Below are 14,238 nucleotides of genomic sequence, written 5' to 3'. Positions count from 1 at the left end.
GTGAGCCAGCCGCGTAGGATCGTCAGCGAAGGAAGGACACCATTGGACCCCGAGGACTACTCCGAACTCATCGCCGAACTCGCCCCCAGCGTGCACTCCGAGACCGTGGCCGTGCACGAGGCGATCGGCCGCACCCTTCGTGCCGACCTCGTCGCCGATCGGGCGGTGCCGGCCTTTCCCACCTCGGCGATGGACGGATTCGCCCTCGACGGACCGGCTCTGCAGGAGGCACAGCGCGGCACGGCCATCCGCGTCAGCGGCGACACCCCCGCCGGTCACGAAGCCGCGCTGCTGCGCCCAGGCGCTGCGGTGCGTGTGATGACCGGAGCTCCGATCCCCACCGGCGCCGAGGCGGTCGTTCCCGTCGAACTCACCGATGCTGACCAGACCGGCGCGGCCCCGCAGACGATCCGCATCTCCTCCCTGCCCCAGCAGGTCGCGAACGGCTGGAACATCCGCGCGGTGGGCGAGGATATCGCGGCCGGTGACGTCATCCTCCCGGCCGGATCCCGTCTGACCGCGGCCGGCGTCGGCACGCTCGCGATGCTCGGCATCGATGAGATCGACGTCGACGGGCGGCCTCGCATCGGCGTGATCGTCACCGGAGACGAACTGCGCGACACCGCCGCCGAGGCGGCCGGAGCCCTGATCCTCAACTCGAATTTGCCGATGCTCGCCTCCGCGATCCGCTCGACCGGAGCCGAAGCCATCGAAGCGACATGCAGCGATGATCCGAATGCACTGCGGGCCGTCTTCGACGAACTGGCACCTATGGCAGATCTCGTCATCACCACGGGTGGGATCAGCGCCGGAGCCTTCGAAGTCGTGCGGCAGACTTTGGAAGGCGAGCATTCGACCTTTCTGCGTCTGGGCATGCGACCGGGTTCACCGCAGGGACACGGTCGTCTCGGACGTCTGCCCCTGCTGCACCTCCCGGGGACTCCGCAGGGAGCGTTCGTCGCCTTCCACCTCTTCGCCCGATCGCTGTTGGAAGGTCGGCCGCTGCGCGCCAGGTGGAAGAAGGGCCTCTACACCGGGTCCGAACTCGGCCAGCATCCGCATGCGGTCAAGGTTCGTCCCGGTGCCTTCACGGCCACCGGTGAGATCCGCGCCGTGGACGGAGCCCGACTGCCGAACTTCGCCGCGGCAGAAGTGATCATTCGCATTCCCCGCGGCACCGGACGACTGCTCCCGGGTGCGATCGTCGACTATCTCGAGTGCTGAAACCAGATCCTTGGTGAATGCCGAAGACGGGTTCGGCCGGTCGACGCAGGACCGTCGGGTCTCGGGGAATTAGGATGGAAGACATGTCACAACCTCGTCTCGATCCCGCCGCTCGGGCCCGCTATGCCCGGCAGATCCGCCTATCCGGGTTCGGCGAAGCCGCGCAGGAGGCCCTGCTCGACTCGCACGTCCTCGTCATCGGCGCCGGCGGACTCGGTGCCCCCGTACTCAGCTACCTCGCCGCCGTGGGCATCGGCACGATCTCCGTCATCGACCCCGATATCGTCGAACTGAGCAACCTCCATCGGCAGATCATCCACACCGAGGCGGCCATCGGCACCCGCAAGATCGAGTCCGCACGCGAGCGGATGGCAGGAATCAACTCGTCGATCGACCTCCGCACCCACGCGGTCCTTCTCACCCCGGACAATGCCCTCGACCTGCTGACCGGTGTCGATGTCGTCATCGACGGCAGCGACAACTTCGCCACCCGGTACCTGGCCAACGACGCCTGCGAGATCCTCGGCATTCCGCTCGTGTGGGGGACCATCCTCGGATTCGACGGTCAGGTCGCCGTCTTCGACGCCGGCCAGGGCGCTACTCTGCGTGACCTCTACCCGGAGGTGCCGGCACCCGGCAGTGTGCCCGACTGCTCGGTGGCCGGTGTCCTGGGGCCGTTGTGCGGGAGCATCGGTTCTGCCATGGCGATGGAGACGATCAAGATCCTCACCGGGATCGGCACTCCGCTGGTGAACGCGGTGGCCGTCCACAGCAGCCTTGACGCAGGGTGGGAGACCGTCCCCGTCTCCAGGATTCCCGGCAGGCAGCCGATCACGGACCTTGACTCCCATCGCGGCGACTACGCGCAGCACACCGTCGACATGGGAGCGGCCGCGCTCGGCTGGTCCGAACTGGCCCGGGACGCGATCCTCGTCGACATCCGTGACGATGACGAGGTCACCGCGGGAATGGTGCCCGGCGCCATCCACATCCCGATGGACGAACTCATCGCCGACCCGAGTCGACTGCCTACCGGATCTGGGACCGAGGAATCGTCCGATGCGAAGCAATCGCCTCAGTCCGGACGGCAGCACGCACGACAGACAGGCGTCGCCCTGTACTGCAGGTCGGGGATGCGGTCGGCAAAAACCGTCGCCCAGCTGCGGGCACAGGGACTGCCCGTGACGTCGGTCAACGGCGGTTATCTCGCCTACCTGTCACAGCCCGCAGCTCAGCAGGACTGACGACGGAACCCGCCCGTCTCAGCCTCCGGCGAACGGCGGGAGGACGTCGACGGTGTCCCCGTCGGACAGAGGCGCAGACCGATCGGTCGCGGCCACGGAGTTGACGAGGAAGGACGAGCGCGACAGCACGGTCGCCGCTTGGGGATCGGCCGCCTCGGCGAGGGCGGAGACGAGTTCGTCGACGGATCCGGCACTGAGGCGGGCCTCGCGAGCTCCGAAGGCTTCACGGGCGGCGGCGAAGAACCGAACGGTGATGGTGGGCACTTATCCTCCGATGGCGCTCATGGGGCGTTGGGGCTGTTCGAACTCATCGGTGTCCATGCCGTGGCCGGCGAGCTTCTTCCAATGAGCGCCCTTCCACAGATCCGCGATCGACTCATCATCGGCGCCGTTGCGCATCGCAGTGAGAAGATCGACCTCGGTGCGGGAGAACAGACAGGTGCGCACACGCCCTTCCGCGGTCAGGCGGGTGCGCGTGCAGTCGGCGCAGAACGGACGGGTCACCGACGCGATGACGCCGACGGTTCCGAGCACGGTGTCCGGATCCTTCCGGTCGGCGACGAGGAACTTCTCGGCCGGGGCACCGTTTCGCGGAGCCGAATCGGGGGTGAGCACGAACCGGGGCTCGAGCAGGGCGAAGATATCGGCGGCGGTGATCATCGCTCCCCGATCCCAGGAATGGCCGGCGTCCAAGGGCATCTGTTCGATGAACCGCAGACTCAGGCCCTCGCCGAGGCACCACTGGAGCAGATCGGGCGCGTGCGCATCGTTGATTCCGGGCAGGAGGACCGCGTTGATCTTCACCGGGTCGAGGCCGGCGGCCTTCGCCCCGTCGATGCCCTCGAGCACACGATGGAGGAAGGGACGTCTGGCCATGGTCTCGAAGGTGTCAGGGTCGATGGTGTCCAGCGAGACGTTGATCCGATCGAGACCGGCGGCTTTGAGCCCGGCTGCCCTCTTGTCGAGGCCGATTGCGTTCGTCGTCAATGCGATGTTCGGTCGCGGCTCCAGCGCCGCGACCCCAGCGATGATCTCGTTGATGTCCTTGCGCGTCAGGGGCTCGCCGCCGGTGAACCGGACTTGGTCGACGCCGAACTTCTCAACCCCGATGCGGACGAACCGGATGATCTCGTCGCGCGACATTGCGGCATCACGAGACATGAACTCCACACCTTCGGCGGGCATGCAGTACGTACAGCGCAGATTGCAGAAGTCTGTGAGTGAGATGCGCAGGTCCCTGGCTCGACGACCATAGGTGTCGAGCAGCGAATCCTCGCTGTGTCCGGTGAACTCCTCGCCGGGATCGACAGTCGGAGTTCTCAGCACCGGCATCGGCAGGCCGATCTTCTCCATTTCGTCATCCTCCTTGAAAGCGTGTCGTTATCATCGTCCCATGACTACTGCGAAGATGCATCGTGTACGGGTATTCGAGACGATCGCTCCACTGACCGAAACGCAGACGCTGCCGCTGAGCGAACTTCTCGACGCCCCGCGCCGGCTTGCCGCCGATGTGGCCTCACCGATCGACGTCCCCGGCTTCGACAACTCGAGCATGGACGGATACGCCGTGGCCGCCGAGACACTGGCAGCGGCGTCCACGGCTGCGTCCGCCTCCATGGCGGTCTGCGCAGGCGCCGCCACCGCCGACAGGTCCTCCGCCGGGTCCACTCGACTCGGACCGATCCCCGTACGCGGTCGGGTCGCCGCCGGAGCACGCGGCGACAAGGTCGAGCCCGGCACCGCCGTCGAGATCATGACCGGAGCCCCACTTCCCGAAGGCACCGATACGGTGATGAGGATCGAAGACACCGCACCAGGAACCTTCGGCGCCGCAGCCATCACGATCGACCGCCCGGCCGAGACACCGGTGCCCGGGACCCCGGCGGGCCCACCTGGACCCGGGGCGTTCGTGCGCACCCGCGGCAGCGACGTCCGCACCGGACAGATCGTGCTCACCGCGGGCACCATGCTCAGCCCCGCCCACCTCGGCGTGGCCGCCGCCTGCGGAGTGGGCGCTCTGCCTGTCCTCTCCCTGCCGAGGGTGCTCGTCGTGAGCACGGGCGACGAGATCGCCGCCGAAGCGGCAGCCGGGATCAACGACGCGAACTCCGTGACGCTCTCAGCCGGACTGCGCCGGCTCGGGGTGGAGACAGAGGTCGCCTTCGTCCCCGATGATCCGCAGCTGCTCCTCGACCGGGTGCGGGGAAGTGAGGCAGACCTCGTCATCTCCACCGGCGGGATCTCGAAGGGTGCCCATGAGGTGGTCAAACTCGCCGCCGAACTCGACCCGGACTCCGACGTCGTGTTCGAACCCATCGCCATGCAGCCCGGCGGTCCGCAGGGATGCGGGCGGCTGGCCGACCACGCGTGGGTGGCGCTGCCGGGCAACCCGGTGAGCACCCTCATCAGCTTCGAGATGTTCATCCGTCCCGCCCTGCTCGGCCTTGCCGGCGACGAGGCACCCCGCGAGGTCGCCCACCACCGTCTGGCACACGGATTCGACGAACGGCCACCGGTCGGCAAGCTCCAGATCCGTCGCGCCCGGCTGACCGAGGCCGGCCTCGAATTCGTCGGAGACTCGCGCTCCCACCTACTCCACAGCTATGCCGAGGCGACCCATCTCGTCTTCGTCTCACCCGACGAGCCCGGAGCTGACAATCCGTTCTCAGCCGTGGACGATAGGCTGATGACGTGGAAGATCGCATGAAGCTCTCGCACGTCGACGAGTCCGGAACCGCCCAGATGGTCGACGTCGGTGACAAAGACGTGACCAAACGACGCGCCGTTGCGGCCGGGATCATCACCACCCGCAGCGACGTCATCGACCTCATCGCCGAGGCGGGGCTGCCCAAGGGCGATGCCCTGCCCGTGGCGCGCATCGCCGCTGTGATGGGGGCCAAACGCACCAGCGACCTCATCCCCTTGTGCCATCCGCTGCCGCTGACGGGAATCGATGTCGAATTCGAACTCGGTGCCGAGTCGGTGACCATCACCGCCGCAGTGAAGACCGTGTCGAAGACCGGGGTCGAGATGGAGGCCCTGACCGCCGTGACCACTGCGGCACTGACGATCTTCGACATGATCAAGGCCGTGGACAATCAGGCCGTGATCGGCGAGATCAGGGTCATCGCGAAGTCAGGCGGAAGGAGCGGAGATTGGACGAGGCAGACATGAGCGCCCCCGGCACGGTCATCACCACCGGGGTCGTCGAGACCGAGATCTCCACCGCCGCGCTCGAACCCGAAGTCCTCACTGACACCTGCGGAGCCGTCGTGAGCTTCTCCGGAGTCATCCGCGACCACGACGGGGGACGCGGCGTGGCGTCCCTGCACTATGAGGCCCACCCCGTCGCGGCGGAACAGATCGCCGAGGTGGCCGCCGACATCGCCGCCCGCCACCCGCAGGTCCGCCTCTCCGTGATCCACCGCGTCGGCGACCTCACCATCGGAGATGTGGCGCTGGCCGCCGTCGTCGCCTCCGCCCACCGCAAGGACTCATTCCTCGCCTGCTCCGAACTCATCGACGAGGTCAAGGCGCGGGTGGCGATCTGGAAGCACCAGCACTTCGCCGACGGCAGCGACGAGTGGGTCGGGGCCCTCGAATGACGCAGCTGCGCATCAGCGATGCCGCACGATTCCTCGGTGTCAGCGACGACACGGTCCGCCGGTGGGTCGCCGACGGCCGTCTCACTCAGCTCAAGGACGCCTCCAATCGTGCCGTGGTCTCAGGCAGCGAACTCGCGGCGCTGGCACAATCGTCCGCAGCTGCCCTGCCCGACCCCAGCGGAGTCGTGAGCTCGTCACGGAACCGGTTCGCCGGACTCGTCACCCATGTCGTCATCGACGGCGTCATGGCTCAGGTGAGCCTGCAGTGCGGGCCCTTCCGAGTGGTGTCCCTGATGTCGGCGGAGGCCTGCCGCCAGCTCGAACTCGAACCGGGCAGCCTTGCGACCGCCTCGGTGAAGGCGACGATGGTCTCCATCGACACGGTGCCCGACAGCTGATCAACATCGCCCCGAGACCACGACTGAAGCCGCATTTCGGGAAAAGAATCGAAAAATATGTCTCAATCTCGCCTCTCGGATCGACATAATGCCGCAGATGCGGTTTCAATGGGAGTATGAAGAAAACCCTGCTCGGGTTCGGCATCGTCGCTGCCCTGACCCTTTCCGCCTGCTCCTCCGGTTCCGATCCGCAGTCCGCATCGGGCACCCCGAGCGAGATCACCGTCTTCGCAGCAGCGTCACTGACCGAGGTGTTCGAAGACATCGCCGATGAGTTCCAGAACTCTGACCCGGCCGGGCCGGAAGTGAAGTTCTCCTTCGGAGGCTCCTCGGACCTCGTCTCCCAGATCACCGAGGGCGCCCCCGCCGACGTCATCGCCACCGCCGACGAGAAGACCATGGACACGTTGGAGGGCGACGACTTGCTTGCCGGAGACCCTTCGATGTTCGCCTCGAACACGCTGACCCTGGCCGTGGCCGAGGGCAACCCGAAGTCGGTCGAGGGCTCGACGGACTTCCCCGGGCTCGACCTCGTCGTCTGCGCGCCCCAGGTTCCCTGTGGTGCCGCCACCCAGAAGTGGGCAGAGCTCAACGAGGTCGCACTCGACCCGGTCAGCGAAGAGAATTCCGTGACCGATGTCCTCGGCAAGGTCAGCGCCGGTCAGGCCGACGCCGGAATCGTCTACGTCACCGATATCGCCCGTGCCGACGGCCAGGTCGAGCAGGTCGACCTCGACGGCGCGGACAAGGTCATCAACAAGTACCCGGCCGCCACCGTCAGAGCCAGCGAGCATCAAGAGCAGGCCGACTCGTTCGTGAAGTTCCTCGGCTCCGACAGCGCCCAGAAGCTGCTGCGCGACGCCGGATTCGCCGCTGCCTGATATGGCTGCCAAGCATTCCGGGGGAGGGCATACGACGATTCCCGGGTGGCTGTGGATTCCCGCAGCAGTTGGGATCGTCTTCCTCCTCGTGCCGATCATCGGGATGATCACCCGCGTCGAACCGCAGGGGCTCCTCGACGTCGTCCTCGCGAAGGAATCCCTCCTGGCGATGCGGCTGTCTCTGCTGACATCGGTGATCTCGGCGCTCGTCAGCGTCCTCCTCGGGTTCCCGCTGGGCTACCTGCTCGCGACCAGGCAATTCACCGGGCAGCGAATCGTGCGCACCCTCATCCTCCTGCCGCTCGTGCTTCCGCCGGTGGTCAGCGGCCTCGCGCTGCTCTACACCTGGGGGCGTTCGGCAGCGCTGGGCGAGAGCCTGGAGGCACTCGGCCTCAGCCTGGCCTACACCACCTCGGCGGTGATCATGGCGCAGATCTTCGTCTCGCTGCCGTTCATGGTGATGTCGGTCGAGACCGCCGCCACGGCCCTGGGACGCCGGTTCGAACTCACCGCCGCCGAACTCGGTGCGAGACCGAACCGCGTGTTCTTCACGGTGACGCTGCCGCTGCTGCGGCATGGGATCACGACCGGAGCCGTCCTCTGCTTCGCTCGCTCGCTCGGCGAATTCGGTGCGACCCTGACCTTCGCCGGGTCCCTGTCCGGAGTGACCCGCACGATGCCGCTGCAGATCTACCTCGTCCGCGAGTCCGACCCACAGGCGGCGATCGGTCTGTCCCTGCTGCTCGTCGTCATCGCCGTGATCATCATCGTCCTCGCCTATCGGTCGCCGCACGCACCCCGCCTCACTCTCGGACGTCGGCCCGGTCCATCAATTCTCTCCGAGGACGTCCCCGCCGCCGAGGCGGGCGCCAGCGGCCCGGTCGACGACCGCGCCGCGAGGGAAGCACTCAAACACACCCGCATCGAGGCGGAGCCCCCGGCAACAGCTCACGACCGAGCTCTCGGCGATCGGGCCCCGGCAGAACCGGGGGAGGGCGGTGGCCTGAGCGGATCGATTCGTCTGGCTGAGCGCGGAATCGCTCTCGACTTCGCCGTTCCCTCCGGCGCAACCACTGCCATCATCGGGCGCAACGGCGCCGGAAAATCAAGCCTGTTCCAGACACTGACCGGTGCGATGCGGCCCGATTCCGGCAGCCTGCGCATCGGCGACGACACGATCTTCGACCTCGACACCGGACACTGGCCGCCCGTCCACGCGCGCGGCATCGTCCACCTCGCGCAGAACCCGCTGCTGTTCCCTCATCTGAACGTCATCGACAACGTGTCCTTCGGACTGCGCGCCCATGGCATGGCCCACCGTCCCGCTCGACGACGCGCGCAGTCCATGCTCGACCGCCTCGGCGTCGGTCATTGCGCGAAGCGACGGCCCGAAGCCGTCTCCGGGGGACAGGCGGCGCGCATCGCCTTGGCCCGTGCCCTCCTCGTCGATCCGAAGCTGCTCCTGCTCGATGAGCCCCTGGCCGCACTCGACGTGGACGTCCGCGTCGAGACCCGACAGGTGGTCGCGGAGCTCCTCGCCGGTCGCAGCGCCCTGCTCATCACCCATGACATCGACGACGTCGTGTCATTGGCCGACGAGCTCGTCCTCATTGAGAATGGGGCTGTGGCATTGTCCTCCCAGGTGGGGCGGGTCGATCCCGGGGAAGCGGGCGCGGGGCAGAGCTTCCTGCGCAGCTTTTGCATAATGGACCGTGACGGAATAGTGTGCAGTCAGTCACATTGAGTCACTGACATTTCAAGGAGCACAACGCCGTGGCCGAACTGTCCTATTCTTCGGGTACATCGACAGAACCCCTGCTCGGGATCACCATCGGAGAGCACTTCAAGCGCATCGCAGAGGCGAACCCCGATGCCCTGGCTCTCGTCGACCGGTACTCGAGCCGACGGTGGACGTACGCCGAGTTCGATGCCGACACCGATGCGCTGGCCATCGGTCTGATCCGGCGCGGAGTGAAGAAGGGCGATCGAGTCGGAATCTGGGCGCAGAACGTCGCGGAATGGGCCCTCGTCCAGTACGCCACCGCGAAGATGGGCGCGATCCTCGTCAACGTCAATCCCGCCTACCGCAGCCATGAACTCGAATACGTCGTCGAACAGTCCGGGATGACGCTGCTCATCTCGCAGGTCTTAGCGCCTCCGCATTCGGATTTCCACGCCATCGCCACCGAGGTCGCTGCGAAGGTCCCCGCCCTCGACCTCGTGTTCCTCGACTCCGTGCCCGACGACCTCATCGGGGCTGCGAAGATCGACGAACGCGAATCCTTTGCCCACCTCATCGGGCAGGGGCGGCAGCTGCTGGAGGATGCGGATGCGAAGTACGGAGTGCGACTGCGGCAGGTGCTCGACGACCTTTCGGCAGACGAGCCGATCAACATCCAATACACCTCCGGCACCACGGGCTTCCCGAAGGGCGTGACGCTCAGCCACCACAACATCCTCAACAACGGGTACTTCATCGGCGAAATGCTCTCCTACACGTCTGCCGACACCGTCGTCGTTCCCGTTCCCTACTACCACTGCTTCGGCATGGTCATCGGCAACCTCGCCGCACTCAGCCATGGATCGGCCGTGGTGCTGCCGTCTCCCGGATTCGACCCCTTGGCGACGATGTCCGCCGTGACCGAGGAGAAGGCCACCTCGCTGTACGGAGTGCCGACGATGTTCATCGCCGAACTCGAACACCCGCGGTTCTCCGAATTCGACTTCTCGAGCCTGCGCACCGGGGTCATGGCAGGATCGCCCTGCCCGGTGAACACGATGCGCCGAGTCATCGATGACATGAACATGTCGGAGGTCGCCATCTGCTACGGCATGACCGAAACGGCGCCGGTGTCGATGATGACCCGAGTCGATGACTCTCTGGAGAAGCGCACGCAGACGGTGGGCCGCGTGATGCCCCACCTTGAGATCAAGATCGCGGACCCCGTCACGGGACAGGCTGTCCCGCGGGGGCAGAAGGGCGAGTTCTGCACCCGCGGCTACGCGGTCATGCTCGGATACTGGGAGCAGCCGGACAAGACAGCGGAGACGATCGACGCGGCTCGGTGGATCCACACCGGTGATCTGGCCATCATGGACGACGACGGCTATGTCGACATCTCCGGCCGGATCAAGGACATGGTCATCCGCGGCGGCGAGAACGTCTACCCGCGAGAGGTCGAGGAATTCCTCTACCACCACCCGGCCATCCGCGACGTCCAGGTCGTCGGTGTCTCCGATGAGAAATACGGCGAGGAGCTCATGGCCTGGGTGATCCTCAAGGACGGCTTCGACTCGCTGAGTGCCGACGAAGTCCGCGAATTCTGCTCCGGCAAGCTCGCCCACTTCAAGATTCCCCGCTATGTCGAGGTCCGCGATTCCTTCCCGATGACCGTGTCCGGAAAGATCCGCAAGGTCGACCTCCGGGAAGAGGGCGAGAAGATCGCGCACGCCGCCGTCTGAGTACCGAATGGGATCCGGCATGAGCTGCAGCCGGATCGCACTGGAGATCACAAGTCGGTTGCAGTTCAACCCGGACCGGGCATGAGTTTCGTTTGTGTGCCCGCATTCACTAGGATCAAATTCCATGAGAGTTGAATCACAGCCACTGGTGTCGATGACGAACGTCGAAAAGCACTACGGTGACTTCCACGCCCTGAAGAATGTCAACCTCGACATCGCCGAACGCGAGGTCGTCGTCGTCATCGGGCCCTCGGGCTCGGGCAAATCGACCCTGTGCCGGACGATCAATCGTCTCGAGACGATCACCTCAGGCAGCATCACGATCGACGGCAAGGAGCTGCCGGCCGAGGGCGCGGCGCTGGCTGAGCTGCGCTCGGACGTCGGCATGGTCTTCCAATCGTTCAACCTCTTCGCCCACAAGACGATCCTCGAGAACGTCACCCTCGGACCGATCAAGGTCAGGAAGCTGTCGAAGTCCGAAGCGGACAAACAGGCGATGGCCCTGCTCGAACGCGTCGGCGTCGCCCATCAGGCCGACAAATACCCTGCACAGCTCTCCGGTGGACAGCAGCAGCGTGTCGCGATCGCCCGGTCGCTGGCGATGAAACCGAAGGTGATGCTCTTCGACGAGCCCACCTCGGCACTGGATCCGGAGATGATCAATGAAGTCCTCGACGTCATGGAAGGTCTCGCGAAGGAGGGCATGACCATGGTCGTGGTCACCCACGAGATGGGATTCGCCCGCAAAGCCGCACACCGCGTCGTGTTCATGGCCGAAGGGGAGATCGTCGAGGTCGCCGAACCCGAGGAGTTCTTCACCCACCCGCAGAGCAGCCGGGCCAAGGATTTCCTGTCGAAGATCCTGACGAACTGAACCCACCCCTTTCACACCGATTCACCTCACTGACAAGGAGAGACAATGAAGAAGCTCAGATTGGCGGTCGCCTCGGTGGCCGTCGGAATGTTGGCGCTCAGCGGCTGCGGCCAGGGCGGAACACCGGATGCTCCGGCCGACGGCGATGGTGCCAAGGCCGAAGCACCGGAATACGAAGTCAACGACAGCGCGGATGTTGCGGATTCGAAGACGTGGAAGGCGGCGAAGGACTCCGGCGAGATCACCATCGGCGTCAAGTACGACCAGCCGGGCCTCGGCAACGTCTCGGCCGGTTCGAAGGAGCCCGAGGGCTTCGACATCGAGATCGCGAAGATGGTCGCCGCACAGCTCGGCTTCTCACCCGACGAGATCAAATACAGGGAGACCGTCTCGGCCAACCGTGAGCCGTTCCTGCAGCAGGGCAATGTCGACATGATCGTCGCGACCTACACGATCAATGACGAACGCAAGAAGGTCGTCGACTTCGCCGGACCCTACTATGTGGCGGGCCAGGACCTGCTCGTCGCCGCTGATTCCGACATCGCCGGACCCGAGGACCTCGACGGCAAGAAGGTCTGCTCCGTCGACGGTTCGACGCCTGCGCAGAACATCAAGGAGAAGTACAAGAAGGCCGAACTCGTCACCTACGATGCCTACTCGAAGTGTGTCACCGATCTCCAGTCGGGATCCGTTGACGCGGTGACCACCGACGACGCGATTCTGCGCGGCTACGCCCAGCAGTTCGAAGGTGAGTTCAAGGTCATCGGCAAGCCCTTCACCGAGGAGCCCTACGGCGTCGGTCTGCCCAAGGACGACAAGGCGCTGCGGGACGCGGTCAACGATGCTCTGGAGAAGGGCATGGACGACGGCGATTGGAAGAAGGCATTCGAATACACCCTCGGTTCCACCGATGGGGTCGATATGCCCGAGATCGACCGTTACTGACCCAGTCCACAGATTGACATGATGCGAGGGCACCGAAGCCGGTGTCCTCGCATCGATTAAGGAATCTGCTATGGATTTCCTGGAGCTGCTCCAGATGTTCCTCTCCGGTACGTGGGGAACGATCAAACTCTTCACCGTCGCCCTGGTCGGTTCTCTGGTCCTGGGCACAGTGCTGGCGGCCATGCGGGTCTCACCGACCCCGGTGCTCCGGATCGCCGCATCGACGTACATCAACGTCGTCCGGAACACTCCGCTGACCCTGGTGATGTTCTTCTGCGCGTTCGGACTGCCGTTCCTCGACATCCGGTTCGGTTCGACGAGTTCGTTCAACTCCTTCGTCTACGCCACGATCGCTCTCATCGCCTACACCGCCTGCTTCGTCGCAGAGACCCTGAAATCAGGTATCGCCACGATCCCCGTCGGGCAGGCCGAAGCCGCCCGAGCCGTGGGCCTGAGCTTCGGTCAGACGTTGAACGAAGTGGTTCTGCCGCAGGCGTTCCGCACGGTCATCCCGCCCTTGGGCAGCGTCATCATCGCGATGCTCAAGAACACGTCGATCGCCTCGGCGTTCAACAACCGGGAGCTGATCTCGGCGATGCGCAATGCCATCGAAGTCCGCGGTGACCTCGTCATTCCGCTGCTCTTCGGCACCGCGGTGGCCTATCTGATCCTGGCTCTGCTGCTCGGCCGTGTCTTCGACTACCTGGAGAGGAAGCTGGTGATCCTGCGATGAGCGCCCCCACCCAAGTGCTGTTCGACGAGCCGGGCCCGAAGTCCCGACGCAACAACATCATCCTCTCCGGCATCTCCGCGATCGTCCTGTTGGCGCTCGTGGCGTTCGTCATCTGGAAGTTCGCTGACGCGGGCCAGCTCAAGCCCGAGAAGTGGTATCCGTTCACCTTCGCACAGATCCAGACGGTGCTGCTCCAAGGCATGCTCGCGACTCTCAAGGTCGCCGTCGTCGCCTCGGCACTGGCGATGGTCGTCGGCGTCGTGTTCGCCCTGCTGCGGCTCTCAAGCAAAAGGGTCATCAGAGTTCCGGGCACCATCGTCCTCGAGTTCTTCCGCGGCGTGCCCGTGCTGCTGCTGATCTTCGCGATGTTCCTCATGTTCGGCAACGAGATCGGACCCTTCTGGTCCGTCGTCTTCGGCCTCACCCTCTACAACGGCATGGTGTTGGCCGAGATCATCCGCGCCGGGATCCTCGCGGTGTCGACCGGGCAGCGGGAAGCGGCGATGGCCATCGGACTGCGTCCCGGGCAGGTGATGAGCCTCGTGCTCATGCCGCAGGCCCTGCGCGCGATGATGCCGACGATCATCGCCCAGATCGTCGTCCTCCTCAAGGACTCGGCACTGGGCTTCATCGTCACCTATCAGGACCTGCTCTACCAGGTGAACCTCATCGGCCGTGAGTACAACAACCTGCTGCCGACATTCATCGTCGGAGCGGTCCTGTTCATCATCATCAATATGATCGTCGCCGGGTTCGCTCGCTGGCTCGAGGCCCGCCTGCAGCGCAAGACCACAGCGAACACCGAGGCGGAGGGACTGACTACGCAGATCGTCGACTGAGAGCAGGCAACGCCGGCAGGGCGGCGGCCGCGG

15 protein-coding genes are annotated in these 14,238 nt (G+C 65.4%); 13 read left to right on the top strand and 2 right to left on the bottom strand.

Annotation, left to right across the window (positions count from 1 at the left end):
- Positions 1-42 precede the first annotated feature (42 nt).
- Together EB836_RS05850 and EB836_RS05845 are read left to right on the top strand one after the other, a co-directional pair.
- Complete coding sequence (locus EB836_RS05850; RefSeq protein WP_135538486.1) at positions 43-1,224, top strand: molybdopterin molybdotransferase MoeA; 1,182 nt, start codon at positions 43-45, stop codon at positions 1,222-1,224.
- 83 nt (positions 1,225-1,307) lie between these two features.
- Positions 1,308-2,468 (top strand): ThiF family adenylyltransferase, encoded by a 1,161-nt coding sequence (locus tag EB836_RS05845; protein WP_135538484.1) that lies wholly within the window; start codon positions 1,308-1,310, stop codon positions 2,466-2,468.
- A gap of 18 nt (positions 2,469-2,486) precedes the next feature.
- Here the strand turns inward: EB836_RS05845 and EB836_RS05840 are convergent, their stop codons facing one another.
- The gene (locus EB836_RS05840; RefSeq protein WP_135538482.1) at positions 2,487-2,732 is read right to left on the bottom strand and encodes a MoaD/ThiS family protein; all 246 of its coding nucleotides are present in this window, start codon (positions 2,730-2,732) and stop codon (positions 2,487-2,489) included.
- The gene (gene moaA / locus EB836_RS05835) at positions 2,733-3,821 is read right to left on the bottom strand and encodes a GTP 3',8-cyclase MoaA (RefSeq protein WP_135538480.1); all 1,089 of its coding nucleotides are present in this window, start codon (positions 3,819-3,821) and stop codon (positions 2,733-2,735) included.
- A 40-nt stretch (positions 3,822-3,861) separates the two neighbouring features.
- On the opposite strand from moaA, the gene EB836_RS05830 reads away from it, so the two are divergent.
- From EB836_RS05830 to EB836_RS05780, 11 genes are all read left to right on the top strand, one after another.
- On the top strand, positions 3,862-5,175 hold the full coding sequence (locus EB836_RS05830) for a molybdopterin molybdotransferase MoeA (RefSeq protein ID WP_135538478.1): 1,314 nt from the start codon (positions 3,862-3,864) through the stop codon (positions 5,173-5,175).
- Positions 5,172-5,642 (top strand): cyclic pyranopterin monophosphate synthase MoaC, encoded by a 471-nt coding sequence (gene moaC / locus EB836_RS05825; protein ID WP_135538828.1) that lies wholly within the window; start codon positions 5,172-5,174, stop codon positions 5,640-5,642. The genes EB836_RS05830 and moaC overlap by 4 nt, the downstream gene beginning before the upstream one ends.
- Positions 5,624-6,073: a molybdenum cofactor biosynthesis protein MoaE gene (locus EB836_RS05820; protein WP_240689642.1), complete on the top strand. Its 450-nt coding sequence runs from the start codon at positions 5,624-5,626 to the stop codon at positions 6,071-6,073. Before moaC ends, EB836_RS05820 begins: the two co-directional genes overlap by 19 nt.
- A complete protein-coding gene (locus EB836_RS05815; RefSeq protein WP_135538476.1) occupies positions 6,070-6,471 on the top strand; it encodes a TOBE domain-containing protein in 402 nt (133 codons plus the stop codon). The genes EB836_RS05820 and EB836_RS05815 overlap by 4 nt, the downstream gene beginning before the upstream one ends.
- A gap of 116 nt (positions 6,472-6,587) precedes the next feature.
- Positions 6,588-7,352, top strand: a complete 765-nt coding sequence (gene modA / locus EB836_RS05810; protein ID WP_135538474.1) for a molybdate ABC transporter substrate-binding protein — start codon at positions 6,588-6,590, stop codon at positions 7,350-7,352.
- 1 nt (position 7,353) lies between these two features.
- On the top strand, positions 7,354-9,096 hold the full coding sequence (locus EB836_RS05805; RefSeq protein ID WP_135538472.1) for an ABC transporter permease: 1,743 nt from the start codon (positions 7,354-7,356) through the stop codon (positions 9,094-9,096).
- A gap of 29 nt (positions 9,097-9,125) precedes the next feature.
- Positions 9,126-10,814, top strand: a complete 1,689-nt coding sequence (locus EB836_RS05800; protein ID WP_135538470.1) for an AMP-binding protein — start codon at positions 9,126-9,128, stop codon at positions 10,812-10,814.
- Positions 10,815-10,959: 145 nt separating this feature from the next.
- Positions 10,960-11,688, top strand: coding sequence for an amino acid ABC transporter ATP-binding protein (locus tag EB836_RS05795; RefSeq protein ID WP_205683323.1), 729 nt, complete (start codon positions 10,960-10,962; stop codon positions 11,686-11,688).
- A gap of 45 nt (positions 11,689-11,733) precedes the next feature.
- The gene (locus tag EB836_RS05790; RefSeq protein ID WP_135538466.1) at positions 11,734-12,633 is read left to right on the top strand and encodes a glutamate ABC transporter substrate-binding protein; all 900 of its coding nucleotides are present in this window, start codon (positions 11,734-11,736) and stop codon (positions 12,631-12,633) included.
- Between the two features lie 70 nt (positions 12,634-12,703).
- Positions 12,704-13,366, top strand: coding sequence for an amino acid ABC transporter permease (locus EB836_RS05785; RefSeq protein WP_135538464.1), 663 nt, complete (start codon positions 12,704-12,706; stop codon positions 13,364-13,366).
- Positions 13,363-14,205: an amino acid ABC transporter permease gene (locus EB836_RS05780; protein WP_135538462.1), complete on the top strand. Its 843-nt coding sequence runs from the start codon at positions 13,363-13,365 to the stop codon at positions 14,203-14,205. The genes EB836_RS05785 and EB836_RS05780 overlap by 4 nt, the downstream gene beginning before the upstream one ends.
- Positions 14,206-14,238: the final 33 nt, after the last annotated feature.

Source organism: Brevibacterium sp. S111, assembly GCF_004745075.1.
Taxonomy (GTDB): domain Bacteria; phylum Actinomycetota; class Actinomycetes; order Actinomycetales; family Brevibacteriaceae; genus Brevibacterium.
This window is presented reverse-complemented; position numbering and strand designations above follow the sequence as displayed.